The 15,845-nt window shown below is 71.2% G+C and carries 13 protein-coding genes and 1 tRNA gene; 8 read left to right on the top strand and 6 right to left on the bottom strand.

The annotated features are described in order from the left end of the window. The first annotated feature begins 127 nt into the window (after positions 1-127). A complete protein-coding gene (gene rlmB / locus BN12_RS01135; RefSeq protein WP_048549669.1) occupies positions 128-1,105 on the top strand; it encodes a 23S rRNA (guanosine(2251)-2'-O)-methyltransferase RlmB in 978 nt (325 codons plus the stop codon). Positions 1,106-1,255: 150 nt separating this feature from the next. Here rlmB and BN12_RS01130 read toward each other — a convergent pair whose 3' ends face one another. Further along, the gene (locus BN12_RS01130) at positions 1,256-1,852 is read right to left on the bottom strand and encodes an RDD family protein (RefSeq protein WP_162233014.1); all 597 of its coding nucleotides are present in this window, start codon (positions 1,850-1,852) and stop codon (positions 1,256-1,258) included. A 441-nt stretch (positions 1,853-2,293) separates the two neighbouring features. On the opposite strand from BN12_RS01130, the gene BN12_RS01125 reads away from it, so the two are divergent. Then, a complete protein-coding gene (locus BN12_RS01125; RefSeq protein WP_048549667.1) occupies positions 2,294-2,743 on the top strand; it encodes a hypothetical protein in 450 nt (149 codons plus the stop codon). Positions 2,744-2,831: 88 nt separating this feature from the next. Here BN12_RS01125 and BN12_RS01120 read toward each other — a convergent pair whose 3' ends face one another. Both BN12_RS01120 and BN12_RS01115 read right to left on the bottom strand, forming a co-directional pair. Then, on the bottom strand, positions 2,832-4,076 hold the full coding sequence (locus BN12_RS01120) for a DUF4032 domain-containing protein (RefSeq protein WP_048549666.1): 1,245 nt from the start codon (positions 4,074-4,076) through the stop codon (positions 2,832-2,834). A 347-nt stretch (positions 4,077-4,423) separates the two neighbouring features. Continuing rightward, positions 4,424-5,530 carry an ABC transporter ATP-binding protein gene (locus BN12_RS01115; RefSeq protein WP_048555863.1) on the bottom strand — a complete coding sequence of 369 codons (1,107 nt, stop codon included), beginning with the start codon at positions 5,528-5,530 and terminating at the stop codon, positions 4,424-4,426. Between the two features lie 231 nt (positions 5,531-5,761). Here BN12_RS01115 and BN12_RS01110 point away from each other — a divergent pair, with 231 nt between their 5' ends. After that, positions 5,762-6,784 carry a LacI family DNA-binding transcriptional regulator gene (locus BN12_RS01110; RefSeq protein ID WP_157635279.1) on the top strand — a complete coding sequence of 341 codons (1,023 nt, stop codon included), beginning with the start codon at positions 5,762-5,764 and terminating at the stop codon, positions 6,782-6,784. A 330-nt stretch (positions 6,785-7,114) separates the two neighbouring features. Here the strand turns inward: BN12_RS01110 and otsB are convergent, their stop codons facing one another. Together otsB and BN12_RS01100 are read right to left on the bottom strand one after the other, a co-directional pair. Then, entirely contained in the window at positions 7,115-7,915 is an 801-nt protein-coding gene (gene otsB / locus BN12_RS01105) for a trehalose-phosphatase (protein ID WP_048549664.1), read from the bottom strand. Between the two features lie 4 nt (positions 7,916-7,919). Further along, positions 7,920-9,383, bottom strand: a complete 1,464-nt coding sequence (locus BN12_RS01100) for an alpha,alpha-trehalose-phosphate synthase (UDP-forming) (protein ID WP_048555862.1) — start codon at positions 9,381-9,383, stop codon at positions 7,920-7,922. Between the two features lie 73 nt (positions 9,384-9,456). Between BN12_RS01100 and BN12_RS01095 the strand changes: the two genes are divergently transcribed. The 5 genes from BN12_RS01095 to BN12_RS01075 all read left to right on the top strand — a co-directional run bounded on the left by BN12_RS01095 (position 9,457) and on the right by BN12_RS01075 (position 14,007). Further along, positions 9,457-9,885, top strand: a complete 429-nt coding sequence (locus BN12_RS01095; RefSeq protein ID WP_048549663.1) for a CBS domain-containing protein — start codon at positions 9,457-9,459, stop codon at positions 9,883-9,885. Between the two features lie 69 nt (positions 9,886-9,954). Then, positions 9,955-11,676 (top strand): protein kinase domain-containing protein, encoded by a 1,722-nt coding sequence (locus tag BN12_RS01090; protein ID WP_157635278.1) that lies wholly within the window; start codon positions 9,955-9,957, stop codon positions 11,674-11,676. Positions 11,677-11,801: 125 nt separating this feature from the next. After that, positions 11,802-12,893: an LCP family protein gene (locus BN12_RS01085; protein ID WP_048549661.1), complete on the top strand. Its 1,092-nt coding sequence runs from the start codon at positions 11,802-11,804 to the stop codon at positions 12,891-12,893. A 221-nt stretch (positions 12,894-13,114) separates the two neighbouring features. Next, a complete protein-coding gene (locus BN12_RS26545) occupies positions 13,115-13,861 on the top strand; it encodes a transglycosylase family protein (RefSeq protein ID WP_048549660.1) in 747 nt (248 codons plus the stop codon). A 73-nt stretch (positions 13,862-13,934) separates the two neighbouring features. Continuing rightward, positions 13,935-14,007, top strand: a tRNA-Thr gene (locus tag BN12_RS01075). Positions 14,008-14,758: 751 nt separating this feature from the next. On the opposite strand, the gene BN12_RS01070 is transcribed toward BN12_RS01075, so the two are convergent. Continuing rightward, positions 14,759-15,292 carry a DUF4231 domain-containing protein gene (locus BN12_RS01070; protein ID WP_162233013.1) on the bottom strand — a complete coding sequence of 178 codons (534 nt, stop codon included), beginning with the start codon at positions 15,290-15,292 and terminating at the stop codon, positions 14,759-14,761. Positions 15,293-15,845 lie beyond the last annotated feature (553 nt).

Raw genomic sequence — 15,845 nt, 5'->3', positions numbered from 1 at the left:
CCCGCGCCGCCCGCGACTACCCGACGGCCGACGCGATCAGGGACGTGCTCACCGCGGCCGGCATCGCCGTCGAGGACACGGCCGGCGGGGCCCGCTGGTCGCTGAGCCGCGCGTCGAAGGAGTCCTGATGGCCGGCAGCTCCGGGCGGCGCGGTGCCGTCCGCAAGTCCAAGAAGGGCCCGACCGTCGGCTCGGGCGGGCAGCGTCGCCAGGCCCTCGAGGGCCGAGGCCCCACCCCCAAGGCTGCCGACCGGCCGAACCACAAGGCCTTCAAGGCGGCCCGGTCGGCCGAGCGCCGCGCCGGCTCGGGCGGATCCTCCGGGTCCGGGGCGGGCCGCGGCACCAGGGCGAGGACCCGCAAGGGCGCCGCGAGCAGCGAGATCGTCGCCGGCCGGAATGCCGTCGTCGAGGCGCTCCGGGCCGCGGTGCCGGTGACGACGATGTATGTCGCCGGCCGGATCGACGCCGACGACCGCGTCCGGGAGGCGCTGACGACGGCGACCGAGCGTGGCATACCGGTCCTGGAGACCCCCCGCGGGGAGCTCGACCGGCTCACCGACGGTGCCGTCCACCAGGGCCTCGCGATCCAGGTGCCGCCGTACGAGTATGCGCATCCGTCGGACGTCGTCGACCCGCAGTCGCCCGGCATACCTCTCGTCGTCGCGCTCGACGGGATCACCGACCCGCGCAACCTCGGGGCGATCATCCGGTCCGTCGCGGCGTTCGGCGGGCATGGCGTCGTCGTGCCGTCCCGCCGGTCGGTCGGGATGACGGCGAGCGCCTGGAAGTCGTCGGCCGGCGCCGCCGCGCGGGTGCCGGTCGCTCGGGCGACGAACCTCACGCGAGCGTTGGAGGACTTCCGGTCGCAGGGCTACTTCGTCATCGGCCTCGACATGGATGGTGACGTCGAGCTGCCCGACCTCGCGCTCGCCGACCGCCCGCTCGTCGTCGTCGTCGGCTCCGAGGGCAAGGGGCTCTCACGGCTCGTGCGCGAGACGTGCGACCAGATCGTCTCGGTGCCGATGTCCTCCGCCGTGGAGTCGCTCAACGCCGGCATCGCCACGGGCGTGACCCTCTACGAGATCGCCCGGCAGCGCCGCCGCTGAGCCCGACTTTCCGCCTGGACAACAACCCCGCAGGTGCCGACCTGATGTCCCGGCCCTCCGCACGTGCCGAGTTGTTGTCGTCCGATCGTCGATGCGACGACAACAACTCGGCACGTGCGGGAGAGGTGAGAGCCCGCCGGGCAGAGGACGTCAGGCCGGCGGACGGTCGAGGACGACGGTGCTCACGATCTTGTCGGCGAACGTCTGTCGCCGCGCATCCCACAGGGGCCACAGGTAGCCGATGTAGCACAGGATGCCGTCGAAGAAGTGGCAGAGGTCCCTGACGAAGGCCATGAGCGCGCCGACCGGTCGCCCGTCGCCCATGCGGACGAGCGTGATGCCGAGCGCCTGCTTGCCGAGGCTCTGACCCGTGCGCCCCTGCCGGACCCACCGGTTCCAGGCCTGGATTCCGATGGCGATGAGGAGGCCGAGGAGGATGACGACGATCCCGAACGCGTTGACGCTACCGGAGTAGGTGTCCGTCGAGACGTCGTAGGTCAGCCCGGATGTCGCGATTCCGCCACCTATGCCAGCGACGACGACGCCCGGCAACACGACGAGCTCGTCGAGCAGGTAGGCCCCGACCCGTTTGAGCCACGGCGCGAAGGCGGCCGTGGCCGGGGCCTGGACGGGGTTGTAGGGCACCCCGTACGGGTTGGCGGCCGGCGTCTGCCCGTATGCCGGAGGTGGCCCGTACGCCGGGGGTTGGGCGTATGCGGGTGGTCGATCGTCGGCTGGTGGCGGCACCTGGCCGTAGCCGCCCGGGGGTGGCGGCGGGAGTGGCGACCGACTCGGGTCGGCCGGGGGTGGGGGTGGTTCCTCGGTCGGACGACCGCCATCCGGCGGGCTGCCCGGCGGCTCGCCCCCGGGCGTCGACGGCTGGTCGTCGGTCATGTGTTCCCTCCCTCACGCGAGACCCCTCGTCCCGCGATGCGATGTCTGCGGGCACGAGACTACGGCCTGGGGTCCGTGCACCTGGGGAGGGCGGCGCCTAGGATCGAAGGATCCCGGGTGACGGCTCCCCGAGGACTTGTCGATGGAGGGAGAAGCACGTGTCCACGAACTACCCACCCCCGCCTCCTCCACCCGGAGGGTCGGAGGAGCCCGCCCCCGCCGGCAGGCGGCTACGGTCAGGCGCCGCCGCCGGCATACGGTGAAGCGCCGGGACCGGTGTCGCGCCCGCCGGCCATGGACAACGCCGTTCGCCTCATGCAGGTGGGTGGCGTCGTCGCGATCATCAGCGTCGTCATCGGCCTGTTCAGCAAGGGCACCATCCATGACGCGATCGTCAAGGCCAACGAGAGCGCGACGGCGACCAAGAAGCTCACCGCGAGCGAGATCGACTCGTTGACGACCGTGTCCATGGTGTCGGCCGTGGTCGTCGGGCTCATCGCGGTCGCCCTGTGGTTCTGGATGGCGAGCGTCAACGGCAAGGGCAAGCAGTGGGGCAGGATCGTCGCGACGGTGTTCTTCGTCCTCTCCGTGCTCAGTCTGGTGGCCAGCCTGGCCCGGCCCGAGTCGGTCCTCACGAGGATCCTCGGTCTCGTCCAGCTGATCGTCGGTGCCGCGGCGATCTACTTCATGTATCAGAAGGATTCGTCGGAGTTCTATCGAGCGAGCTCCGCGCCACGCATGTGACCTCACGCGTGTGACGTCGCGCGGCGCCCGAACGCCGCGCGACCGAGCCGGCCACGGATCTGTTCCGTGGCCGGCTCGTCGCACCCGGTCAGTCGTCCCAGCTGATGACGGGCATCTCGACGGTGTCGACGCCGAGGATGGACCGCTCGTCGGGCTTGCTCGGGAGCACGCGGGTTACGTAGTCGGTGAGCGCCTCCTGGATCGGGACGTCGCGCCGTGCCTTCTCGGCCATGTACCACCGGTGCTCGAGGACCTCGTGGAACAGCTCGGCGGGCTCGAGCTTGCCGGCCAGGTCGCGGGGGACGCTTCGGGTCACCGGCTCGTAGACGTGGGTCAGCCAGTCGTGGGCGACGAGCTCCTCGTCGTCGGCCTGCCGGTCGGCCGCCGCGCGGTAGCTGTCGAGGTCGTTGAGCAGACGGCGCGCCTGGTTCTCCTCGACGTCGAGCCCGGTGAGCCGCAGCAGCCGGCGGGAGTGGTGACCCGCGTCGACGACCTTCGGCTGGATCTGGATGTGCGTGCCGTCGAAGTCCGTCGTGATGTCGAGCTCGTCGACGTCGAAGCCGAGCCGGTTCAGCGACCGGATCCGTTCGTCGACACGCCATCGCTCGCCGTTGTCGAACCGCTCGGTCACCGTGAGGGCGCTCCACAGCCCCTCGTAGCGGCTCACGATGATGTCGGAGATCTCCACGGGGTCGGAGTCCCCGGGCAGGAGTCCGCCGGCCTCGAGATCCATCAGCTCACCGGCGATGTTGACCCGGGCGATGTCGATGTCGTGGGCGCGCTGGCCATCGGAGAGGCGCTCCCGCAGCTCGCCGGTCTCGGCGTCGACGAGGTATGCGGCATACGACCCGGCGTCGCGGCGGAAGAGGGTGTTGGACAGGGAGACGTCACCCCACCAGAACCCGCCGAGGTGGAGTCGCACGAGGAGGGCGGCGAGCGCGTCGACGAGCCGGGACGCGGTGTCCGGTCGGAGCGACTGGCTGAAGAGCACGCGGTAGGGCAGCGAGAACTGCAGGTGTCGGGTGATGAGACAGGCGTCGAGCGGTTCGCCGTCGCGGCCGAGGCGGCCGTCGACGACCGCGAACGGCTGGACGCACGGCAGGTGGAGCCGGCCGAGGTTGCGCAGCATGTGGTACTCGCGGAGCGCGAGGTCGCTCTTGATCTCCTTGACGGCGAGGATCCGTCCGGACAGGCGGACGAAGCGGACGACGTGCCGCGAGATGCCTCGGGGGAGGGCCGCGAGCCGGTCCTCGGGCCACTCCTCGAGCGGAGTCCGCCACGGGAGGTCGAGGAGCGCGGGATCGGGCCGTGCGGCCGTGATGTTGAGTGCCATGGAGTTCCTCTCCTGCCCGGGCCGTCGGGTCCTCGTCGGCCGGTATGCCGGCGGGGACGGCATACCGGCCGGGTTCGCCGTCTCCGCCGGCGGCTATCGGTATGCGGAGCGTGCGGCGCGTGCTACGGCCGTCCGCACGGGGTCGGTCGCGATCGTCGGTGTCCGTGGCCCGGTCCGACCTGGTCGGGTCGCGCCGTCGACCGGTGCACGAGGGCGCCGGGGGACGGCCGGGACCGCCGGAATGCCCGCGGCGGCCGGCATACCTGGGACGGCCGAGAGGCCGGCACTCCCACCGGTGTGCGTGAAGGAGTGCCGGCCTCTCGGCATACGGGATGTCGGACGGTGCGTCAGCTGCCGAGGCGCACGCCGCTGCTCGCGTCGAAGACGTGGATGTGTCCCGGCTTGGGGGCGAAGTAGATCGTCTCGCCCTTCTCTGGGGGCCGGCGGCCGTCGACGCGCGCGATGAAGGGCTTGTCCGCCGTGTCCTCGTCGGCCTCGGTGTGGGTCTTGGCCCGCGTCGAGCCGTAGATGTAGGCGTCGGCGCCGAGCTCCTCGACGACGTCGATCTCGACGGCGATGCCCTGGCCCGCCGAGACGACGTCGAGGTCCTCCGGGCGCACGCCGAGGGTGACCTGCTTGCCGCTCGCGCTGCCGAGCAGGTCGCGCTCGACCGGAACCGTCGAGTCGCCGACCTTGACGCCGCCGTCGATCGTCTCGACGTCGAGGAGGTTCATGGCCGGGGACCCGATGAAGCCGGCGACGAAGACGTTGTTCGGGCGGTCGTACATGTTGCGCGGGGTGTCGCACTGCTGGAGCAGGCCGTCCTTGAGGAGAGCGACCCGGTCGCCCATCGTCATGGCCTCGACCTGGTCGTGGGTGACGTAGACGGTCGTGACGCCGAGGCGGCGCTGGAGCGAGGCGATCTGGGTGCGGGTCTGGACCCGGAGCTTGGCGTCGAGGTTCGACAGCGGCTCGTCCATGAGGAAGACCTGCGGGGACCGGACGATGGCTCGGCCCATCGCGACGCGCTGGCGCTGGCCGCCGGAGAGGGCCTTCGGCTTGCGCTCGAGGTACTGCGAGAGGTCGAGGATCTTGGCGGCCTCCTCGACGCGCTTGCGGATCTCGGCCTTGTCGGTGCCGGCGATCTTGAGGGCGAAGCCCATGTTGTCGGCGACGGACATGTGCGGGTAGAGCGCGTAGTTCTGGAAGACCATCGCGACGTCCCGGTCCTTGGGGGACAGGTTCGTCACGTCGCGGTCGCCGATCCAGATCTTGCCGCCGTTGACCTCCTCGAGGCCGGCGAGCATCCGCAGCGAGGTGGACTTGCCACACCCGGAGGGGCCGACGAGGACGAGGAACTCCCCGTCCGCGATGTCGATGTTGAGCTTGTCGACCGAGGGAACGTCGTTGCCCGGGTAGAGCCGGGTCGCGTTGTCGAACTTGACTGTTGCCATGGCGTCGTCGCCTTCCTTCACCGGCAGGAACGTGCCGGACGATCCGTTGTAAAGGGGTGAACGTCGCGGACGGGATGCCTGCGACGGGACGAGTCTGCCCTATCAGGACCGTCGGAGGGAAGGACGAGCCTCCCGCGTCTTCGCATCCGGGCGACCCGGGCCCTGTAAGATTCTTGCAAGAGGGCCACCTCAATGCCGGGCTCTTGCAGCGTGTTGACGGAAGGCACCGCGATGAACCGGGCGCGACTCACCGACATCGCGGCCCATGCGGGCGTCAGCGAGGCGACCGTCAGCCGGGTCATGAACGACAAGCCCGGTGTCGCCCCGGCCACCCGCCAGACGGTCCTCACCGCCCTCGACGTCCTCGGGTACGAACGGCCGAGCCACCTGCGCTCCAAGGCCGTGTCGCTCGTCGGGCTCGTCATCCCCGAGCTCGTCAACCCGATCTTCCCCGCCTTCGCCCAGGTCATCGAGAGCCAGCTCGTCCGGCACGGCTTCACGCCCGTCCTGTGCACCCAGACCCCCGGCGGGATCGCCGAGGAGGACTACGTCGAGATGCTCCTCGACCGAGGTGTCGCCGGCATCGTCTACGTCTCGGGCCAGCACTCCGACGTCGCCAACCCCGTCGACGGATACGTACGGCTCCGGGAGCGCGGCCTGCCCATCGTCATGATCAACGGCTACCGCGAGGGGGTCGACGCGCCCTTCATCTCCAACGACGACGCCGCCTCGATGGACCTCGCGCTCCATCACCTCGTCCAGCTCGGGCACACGCGCATCGGTCTGGCGGTCGGGCCGGACCGCTTCGTCCCGGTCATCCGCAAGATCGAGGGCTTCCGGGCCGCGATGTCACGGCTGCTCGGCTGCGACGACGTCGACGAGCTCATCCAGACGACGATGTTCACCCTCGAAGGTGGGGCTTCGGCGGCGGGGCGGCTCATCGAGAGGGGTGCCACGGCGGCGGTATGCGGCTCCGACCTCATGGCGCTCGGCGCGATCCGCGAGGCCCGGGCCCGGGGGCTTCGGGTGCCGGACGACTTCTCGGTCGTCGGCTACGACGACTCCCTCCTCATCGCCTTCACCGACCCGCCCCTCACGACGGTCCGGCAGAGTGTCCAGTCGATGGGCGAGGCGGCCGTGCGGGCCCTGCTCGACGAGGTGCGCGGCGAGTCGGCGCCGCGGGGCGAGTTCGTCTTCCGTCCCGAGCTCGTCGTCCGCCGCTCGACGGCCGCCGCCCCCGGCCTGCGCCGCTGACGGCCGGTCGGCCTCGCGGTCGGCGCTCCTCGGGTCCTTGTGGGGAAGCTGGCCCGAGCCATGACGCCAACCATCTTCCCCACAAGCGTCCGTCGATCGGCACGTGCGGCCGCATCCGTCGCACGTGCCGAGAAGATGTCGTCGATGCGGGCTCTGGACAGCGACAACTCGGCACGTGCGGGGTTGTCGTGGTTGCGGGCCTGGTCCGACCACGGAAAGCCCACATCTGCCGCAACCCGTCTCGGCACGTGCGGGGTTGTCGTGGTTGCGGGCCTGGTCCGACCACGGAAAGCCCACACCTGCCGAGGGGGCAGGGTGAGGAGGGGGCGGTCAGGACGGGGAGGACGGGGCTTGCGGCGAGGAGGAGGGGCGGGAGGAGCAGGCGGCGGCGAGGAGGTGGAGGACCTCGGCGACGTCGTCGGGCCCGTCGACCCGCCATCGCGCCGCCGTGTCTCCCGGGCCGACCTTGATGCCGACGTCGTGGGGCCCGAGCCGGGCGAAGACGTCCTCGTCGGTCGCGTCGTCCCCGAGGTAGCACACCCCGTCGGCCGCGACGTCCGCGGCGAGGTCCATGACGGCGCTGCCCTTGTCGGCGGGCACGACGGTCAGCTCGACGACGCTCTTGCCCTTCTTGACGTGCACGCCCGGCTGCCGGCCGAGGGCGCGGGCGGCAGCGGTGACGGCGGCGGCCCGCTCCTGCGGCAGGCCTCGCGTGTGGACGACGACGGCCGTCGGCTTGTACTCGACGCGCGCCCCGGGCGCGTCGTGACGGATCGCGCGCACCTGCCGCTGGAGGCGGGTGAGGACCGCCGTCTCGCTCGGCGTGAGCCCCTCATGGGCCGGTGTGCGGCTCGACTCGGCGCCATGGCTCCCGACGAGCGTGATCGGGCCGGAGGTCGGTATGCCGGTGAGCCCGGACAGCGTCGCGAGGTCCCGCCCGGAGACGACCGCGACGTGCACGCCCTCGTGGGCGGCGAGTGCCCGGAGCGAGTCGAGGGTCCCCGGGAGGGCACGGGAGGTCGTCGGATCCTGGACGATGGGCGCGAGGACGCCGTCGAAGTCGGTCGACACGACGAGGCGCGGGAGTCCCGCGGCCTCCGACAGGGCCTCGGTGAGCCCGGGCGGAACCACCGTCTCAGCTCGTCCCGGTGAGGTCGGCGAGGAAGCGGGCCGCCCACCGCTGGACGTCGTGCGCCATGACCCGTCGACGGAGGGCCCGCATGATCCGGCGCTTCTGGTCCGCGGGCGTCTGGATCGCGTGGAGCATCGCGTTCTTCAGGCCCTCGATGTCGTGCGGGTTGCAGACGAAGGCCTGGTGCAGCTCGTGGTAGGCGCCGGTGAACTCCGACAGCACGAGCGCTCCGCCGTAGTCGGTACGGGACGCGACGTACTCCTTGGCGACGAGGTTCATGCCGTCGCGCAGCGGCGTGACGACCATGACGTCGGCGGCGAGGAAGAGCGCAACCATCTCCTCGCGGGGGTAGCCGTGATGGATGTAGTGGACGGCGGGGGCGCCGATGACCGAGTGGTTGCCGTTGATCCGGCCGACCGTCAGCTCGACCTCCTCGCGCAGCTGCCGGTAGGCCTCGACGCGCTCCCGGCTCGGGGTCGCGATCTGGACGAAGGTCACGTCGGGAGGCGCGATCTGCCCGTCGTCGAGGAGCTCCTCGTAGGCCTTGAGCCGGTGACGGATGCCCTTGGTGTAGTCGAGGCGGTCGACGCCGAGCATGAGGACCTCGGGGTTGCCGAGGGAGGCTCGCAGCTCCCGGGCCCGCGCCCGGGTCTCCGGCCGGTTGGCGAGCTCCGCGAGCCCCTGGGTGTCGATCGAGATGGGCACGGCGGCGGCCCGGACGATGCGGTGTTCACGGGGCGGGTCGGCGACGACGACGTTCTGCCCCTTGGTCTGCCAGCCGCCGAGCTGACGGCAGGCGCGGACGAAGTTCTTGGCATCCGCGACCCGCTGGAAGCCGAGGAAGTCGGCCCCGAGCAGCCCGGCGAGGACCCGCTTGCGCCACGGCAGCTGGGCGAAGAGCTCGACCGGCGGGAAGGGGATGTGGTTGAACCAGCCGATCCGGACGTCCTGGCGCTGCGCGCGGACGAGGGCCGGCACGAGCTGGAGCTGGTAGTCGTGGATCCAGACGACCGCCCCGGGCGCCGCGACCTCGCATACCGCATCCGCGAAGCGCCGGTTGACCGCCTCGTATGCCGACCACCACGCCCGGTGGAACGTCGCCGGGACGATGACGTCGTGGTAGATCGGCCACAGCGTGTCGTTGCTGAAGCCCTCGTAGTAGGCGGCGATCTCGTCCGCGGTGAGCGCGACGGGCCGCAGGTAGATGCCCTCGTTGTGGAAGGGTGCGTCGGCCTCGTCGCCCGGCTGCCCGGTCCAGCCGACCCAGGCGCCCTCGCGGCCGGCCATGACCGACTCCATCGCCGTGACGAGACCACCCGGGCTGCGCTGCCACTCGACGGTGCCGTCGTCGAGGACCACCTTGTCGACCGGCAGCCGGTTGGCCGCGATGACGAGGTCGAACGTCTCGGCCTCGGTCGTCGCTCCGGCCTGCTGGCCGGCGCTCCTGCGGCGTCGGGTGGGGGACATCACGACCACCCTAACGAGCCCGAGTCGTGGCCGGCGTCTGGCGTCCGCCCGGCCATACCGCTAACGTCTTGTCATGCGGATCTCAGACATTGTTCGCAGCAAGGGTTCCGACGTCGTGACCATCCGGTCGGACGCCACTGTCACCGAGCTCCTGGCGCTGCTCGCGGACTACAGGATCGGTGCCGTCGTGGTCAGCGACGACGGCACGTCGGTCCACGGGATCGTCAGCGAACGCGACATCGTGCGCCACCTCCACACCCAGGGCGCCGATCTCCTGGGCAGCCCGGTGTCGGCCATCATGACGAGGGAGGTGCAGACCGTGGCGCCCGACGCCGACCTCGAGTCGGTCGCGACGACGATGACGAACCAACGGTTCCGGCACGTGCCCGTCGTCACCGAGGGTCAGCTGCGGGCCATCGTGAGCATCGGCGACGTCGTCAAGAGCCGGATCGAGGCCCTCCAGGCCGAGCGGGACCAGCTCGTGGAGTACATCCAGCAGTAGGGTCACGGTCCCGCCACGAGGCCGCGTCGCGATGGAGGGCAGCGCCCGGCGCCGGTTACCGTGGAGGGCATGTCGACCGAGGTGGTGGGCCCCGGACCCGTGGAGCCGCTGCCCGAGCACGCGAAGCTCGGGCCGTACCGCCTCGTCCAGGAGCTGGGCGAAGGCGGCATGGGCGTCGTCCATCTCGCGCTCGACCGCAACGGGCGTGCGGTGGCGCTCAAGGTGCTCCGGCCGCACGTCGCGCACGACCCGCTCGCCCGGGCCCGCCTCGCTCGCGAGGTCGAGACGCTGAGCCGGATCACCGATCCCGGCGTCGCCCCCATCCTCGACGCCGACATCGACGGGCCCCGGCCGTACCTCGTGACGCGCTACGTCCCCGGCCCCTCGCTCGACGAGGTGGTCCGCCGGGACGGGCCGCTGCCCACGATCGCCCTCCGCCGCCTCGGCCAGGGCCTCGCCGAGTCCCTCCGGACGATCCACGCGGCCGGCGTGATCCACCGCGATCTCAAGCCCGCCAACGTCCTCCTCCTCGACGGCGAGCCGGTGCTCATCGACTTCGGCATCGCCCACATCGCCGACGACATCCGGCTCACCTCGACCGGTCTCGTCATGGGGACGCCGGGCTACCTCTCCCCGGAGCTCATCGAGGGCGGCGAGGTGACGACGGCGACGGACTGGTGGGCCTGGGCCGCGACGGTCGCGTTCGGAGCCGCGGGCCGCCCGCCCTTCGGCACCGGGCCGATGGACGTCGTCCTCTCCCGCGTCAGCCGTGGCGAGGCCGACCTCACCGGCGTCGACCCGCTTCTCGCCCCGGTCCTCGCGGCCGCGCTCACGCCGCGAGCGGACCTGCGCCCGAGCGTCGAGGAGATCCTCGGCGCGATGGACGGGTATGCCATGGGCCATCCGACGACGCAGATCCTCACCGAGCACCCAGGCCGCGGTGCGACGGCCGTGCTTCCCGTCGGAGCGACGCTGCCCGAGCCCTGGCCCCTCCCGCCGGCGGCCGTGGTGCAACAGCCCGAGGCACCTGCATACCGCCATAAAAGTCCTTCTGTCCCAACGGCTTCCGCGGTGCACTCTCCGTATGCGGAGCCGCCGGTCCCAGCGCCCGGAGGCGCTTCCGACGCCGAGCCCCCTCCGAGTGGCGAGGCACCGACGACGTGGCACCGGGGCGTCGAGCACCCGGACCCGAGGATCGGGCGGCCCAACCGGTCGGGGGTGCTCGTGGCGCTCGGGGTGCTCCTCGTCGCCGGGTTCGCGGTCCTTCCTGTCGTGGCGGCCGTCCTCACCGCGGCCTGGATGCTCCTCGCCCGCACCGCGGACCGGTCGATGACCTCTCTCGTCCTGCGCCGGCATGCGTCGGGAGTCCGGCGCAGCGACGTCCCGATGGCCGTCGTCTCCGGGCCTTGGCACGCCGTCGTCGCCGTGGTGGCCACCGCTCTGGCGCTCGTCGTGCCGCTCCTCGTCGGCGTCTCGACGGCGTTCTGCACCGCGCTCGCGGTGTCCGCGGCGACAGGTGGCGCGGCCGAGCCGGCCGCGTCCCTTCCGCTCGCGGTCGGGTCGCTCCTCGGCCTCTGGGTCGCCTGGTGGGGCCCGGGAGGCGCGAGCCTGCGGCGGGGGACCCGGAGCATGGTCCGGGGGATGACGGTCAACGCCGCCGTGCGCCAGGCGCTCGTCGCCCTCACGCTCGTCGCGGCGGTCGCGCTGGGAATCTGGTGCTACGCCGGAGGCGGTGAGCCGAGCTGGTGGCCGCAGCGCACCGCGCCGAGCTTCACGACCCCCGCGCTGTGACCGCCCCCGAGACGGTGTCCTCTCGCACGTGCCGAGAAGATGTCGTCCCGACGCGATCGGGAGGGCAACACCTCGGCACGTGCCGAGCAGGGGGGACCGGGAGCTCGAGGAGCCTGAGGGCCGGCGTGCGGCTGGCCGCCGGCGGCCTCGGCGTCGCCCTCGTCCTCGGCGCCTGCTCGCTGTCGGCCAAGCCGACGCCCTCGTCTCCGGCGCCGGGCTCCGGATCGACGACGTCCGTGACGAGCACGGGTCTCGCCGTCAAGGGCGCGCCCGCGGCGCTCGCCGCCCTCGTCCGCACGACCTACGCGGGTCATCCGGCCCGGAACGCCGTGGCGACCCTGGGGACGTGGCACGGCAGCCGGGTCTCGGTCGTCACCATGGGCGACGACGTGACCCTCGCGGTGGCGGCCAAGAGTGGCTCGTGGAAGGTCGTCGGCGGCTGGTGGCCCTCGCTCGGCAAACCGACGCCACAGGTCGGCGGACGCCGGTTCATCCTCGCCATGGGGTCGGACGCCCGGGTCTCCAAGGGCCAGAAGATCGTCTCGAGCCGGGCGGACGCGCTCCAGGTCGTCGGGGTCGACGGCAGGGGTGGCGGCGGCGTCCTCGGCCTGGCGCGCGATCTGTGGGTCCCGCTGGCGACGGGCGGCCACGGGAAGATCAACGCCGCCATGGTGTTCGGGGGGCCGACGGCGCAGGCGAAGACGGTCGCGAGTGTCACGGGGCTGCCGATCCAGGGCTACCTCCTCATGGGCTTCCAAGGGGTCGAGAAGACCGTCGACGCGATGGGCGGGCTGCCGATCGTCCTCGCCGAGCCGATCCACGGCGTCGGCGTGCGGATCGACCTGTCCGCCGGCCCGCACGTCCTCACCGGCAAGCAGGTCCTCGCATACGCGAGAGAGCGGAAGTCGTTGCCGGACGGCGACTTCGGGCGCTCGGCCCACCAGGGCGACCTCATCGTCGCGGCCGCCCTGCGCGCCGCGACCCTGGGCGTCGGCGTCGTGCCGACGGTGATGACCCGGCTCGACGGCACCACCGTCTCGAACCTCTCCGCGACGCAGCTGCTGACGTTCGCGGCGGGCCTCTACGTCCTCTCGCCGACGAAGGTCGGTCGGTACGTCGCCAAGGGGTCGTTCGGGACGGCGGAGGGCCAGTCGATCGTGCGCCTCGACGCGGCCTCGCGGGCGGCGTTCGCGCGGTTCCGGGACGGTCGGCTCTGACCTTTTCGGCACCGACGGCCGGTTGGGGTGCGCACGGAATCCCATGCCGCACACCGGGTTTCGGCATACCGAATTACATCGTTGTAATTATGTGACGGGATTGAACCAAGTGGCGGGAGTGGTCTACCGTCGATCGTCATGCCCCTCCACGGAGGCTCGGAGTCAGCTCTTCGGCGCCTCATCCCTGACGTCCGGGGGCGGCATCGACGAGAGGACCCGCGATGATCTTCGCGCCCGAGTTCCCCACCACCGCGACCCGCCGGCGACCCGCTCGCCGCGGACTCGCCGGAGGCGGCCTCATGCTCGCCGCGGCCCTGGGCGGAGGGTTGGGACTGGCCGCCACGGCCGGTGCTGCGGAGACGGTCTGGGACCGGGTCGCCGCCTGCGAGAGCGGTGGCAACTGGTCGATCAACACGGGGAACGGCTACTACGGCGGGCTCCAGTTCTCCTACGGCACCTGGAAGGCCTTCGGTGGCCAGGCATACGCGGTGACGGCCGACCACGCCACCAAGTCGCAGCAGATCCTCGTGGCCCAACGCGTCCTCCGGGTGCAGGGTCCGGGCGCCTGGCCGGTATGCAGCGTGCGGGCCGGTCTCACCCGCACCAACGGCGCCGCGCCCGTCTCGGGCACGACGACCGGGTCGTCCTCCTCGGGATCGACGAGCACGGCGTCGGGCGGCAGCGTCTCGCGCAGCTACACCCGCCCACTCGTCGTCGACGGTGTCCGCGGGCCGCTCACCAACGGCGCGATCGAGAGGTGGGTCGGCGGATCGGTCAACGGGTCCCTCGACGTCTACGACCGCAAGCGGCTGCAGGGCAAGGTGGGTACCTACCAGGACGGGGAGATCGGCCCCATCACGACGCGCGCCCTCCAGCGCACCGTCGGTGCGACGGCGGACGGCGAATGGGGTCCCCTCACGACGGCGGCCCTCCAGCGCTACCTCAATCGGGTCGTCTACGGCCAGTGATCCCCGATCCCCGCCGGCGAGAGACTGTGTAGTGTGACGGCGTTCCGGAGGACGCTCGCCGTCCGCCGGATCCGCTGGCGTGGCGCAATCGGTAGCGCACCTGTCTTGTAAACAGGTGGTTAGGGGTTCGAGTCCCCTCGCCAGCTCCGCTCTGCCGTTGCTGTCTAGGCCTTCGACGTGCGAGGTCTGCCGTCGAACAGGCGACGACCCAGACACGTGACATCACGTCCCGAAGCGGTAGGCAGGATTTCCACCTCCTCTCCACAGCCCTCGCAGCGGCCTGTGCCACGGAAGCGGCGTGTCCCGGTGTGAGCTCTCTCGATGGCGCACCAACCGATGGTGTGCAAGTGACCGCGACCGCGCGCCGCAGTCAGGACGACGCGCCAGGCCGGCGTGGCGGCCGAGTGATCGAGGCGGCCTTTGAGTCACAGGGGCCGTCCATAGGCATCTCGGGCATCGGGAGGCGGAAGGGCTCCCGATGCCAGCCACCGTCGGATGGTCGACGGATCCACGCCGGGATCATGGGCGATCTCCTGCCGGCTCCCAGACACCGGTCCATATCCAGCTGCGTCACTTCGGCCCACTGTGTACCCGCCGCATCGTCGACGACCGACGGACACCCAGTGCCACACCGGCCCCGTGCTGGTCGTGCTCGCGCAGCCCCCACTTCTCGCATCAGCGGTGGCATTGGGGGTCCGTCGGCCCCACCGACAGGCAATCGGAAGAGGCCCCTGCCCCAGGACCAGCCTGGTGAGCACGGTCGGCGTCACCGTCCACGGGTCCGACGCGCCCCATTGCCTGTGCGTCGGCCAGGTTCCCACGACAGACGCGATGGAAGCGCAGCTGCGTCACACCACCGGCAGTCGACCAGTAGTCACGCCGTGACCGCTCGGGAGCTCAGTGGGTGGCGGCATCCCCGGTGGCTGGGGTCGCGAGCATCGTGGTGGACCAGGTGCCCACCTCCTTGGACACGATCGTGCTCAGAGCCGCAGCGAGCTGCTGTCGGCGGGACGTCAGGTCGTCGTATGGCGTGACACCCGCCACGTACGCGAACGCGTGCTGACGCAATGCCTCCGCGGCGCTGCGGTAGCTCAGCCAGTTTGCGTGGAACTGGAACAACTGCTGGGTCCCCTCCAGCACCACGATGGCAGCACCGATGGACGCGGTCAGCCCGGCCGGCGCCGAGATGGCAGCCAGGACCGTGACGGCCGCACCGGCTAGGAGCGCGATGACCTTGAGGATCTGAAACCAGATCCGCGCTCGCCAAGCGGCCGCATCGTAGAAGCGCAGGTAGGCCTCCAGCTCGCGCCAGAGGAGATCGTCACCGTCTTGGGGTTGTGGAGGGTGGGGAAGCAACGCGCCCAGACTTGTCCAGTCGTCAGCACCTTGTGCTGCTATGCCTGATCGACGGCTCCGGCCCCAAATCATCATCCTCGAACCATGGCAGGAACTCCAGCGCGGAAGGAACCCCTGCGCCTCCCGAGATCGGCAGGCGGGCAATGTGTGAGCCTGGCTCTCCCGTGGCCCGACGGAACGAGGAGCCTTGGCCATGACTCTGACCTTCACGGAGATGAGGGCCTGGACTGTCGGTGTGGCGGGACTTGTTGCGGTGCCGACTACGTTGGAAACGCACAGGCCCACGATGAACTGAGGAGGCTGGCGATGACCAGACGGACGGTCGCTGCGACCGACGTCAAGCGCGCCGCTGCGGCCTCGACGAGGGCGTCGGCCACGTTGGAGGACCGGGAGGTCAAGGCGACGTACGTCCGGTCTGCGGCGACGGCGGCGTATGCCGCTGCGAGCGTCGAGAAGTCTCGGTGGGCCCCCCGCAACGCGTCCCGCTGGCACGATGCATGGATCCTGGTTACGGGGAGACGCCCCTGCTGCATGAGGAGTTGGACGCGCTCCTGCCGGCGGCACGCGCGGCATGCCGGCAGAGCCCACGAAGGTGGACGTCTAGGACCTGGAGCAGGCCATCGAGGTC

The sequence above is a fragment of the Nostocoides japonicum T1-X7 genome (genome assembly GCF_001046855.1).
Classification (GTDB): domain Bacteria; phylum Actinomycetota; class Actinomycetes; order Actinomycetales; family Dermatophilaceae; genus Nostocoides; species Nostocoides japonicum.
This window is presented reverse-complemented; position numbering and strand designations above follow the sequence as displayed.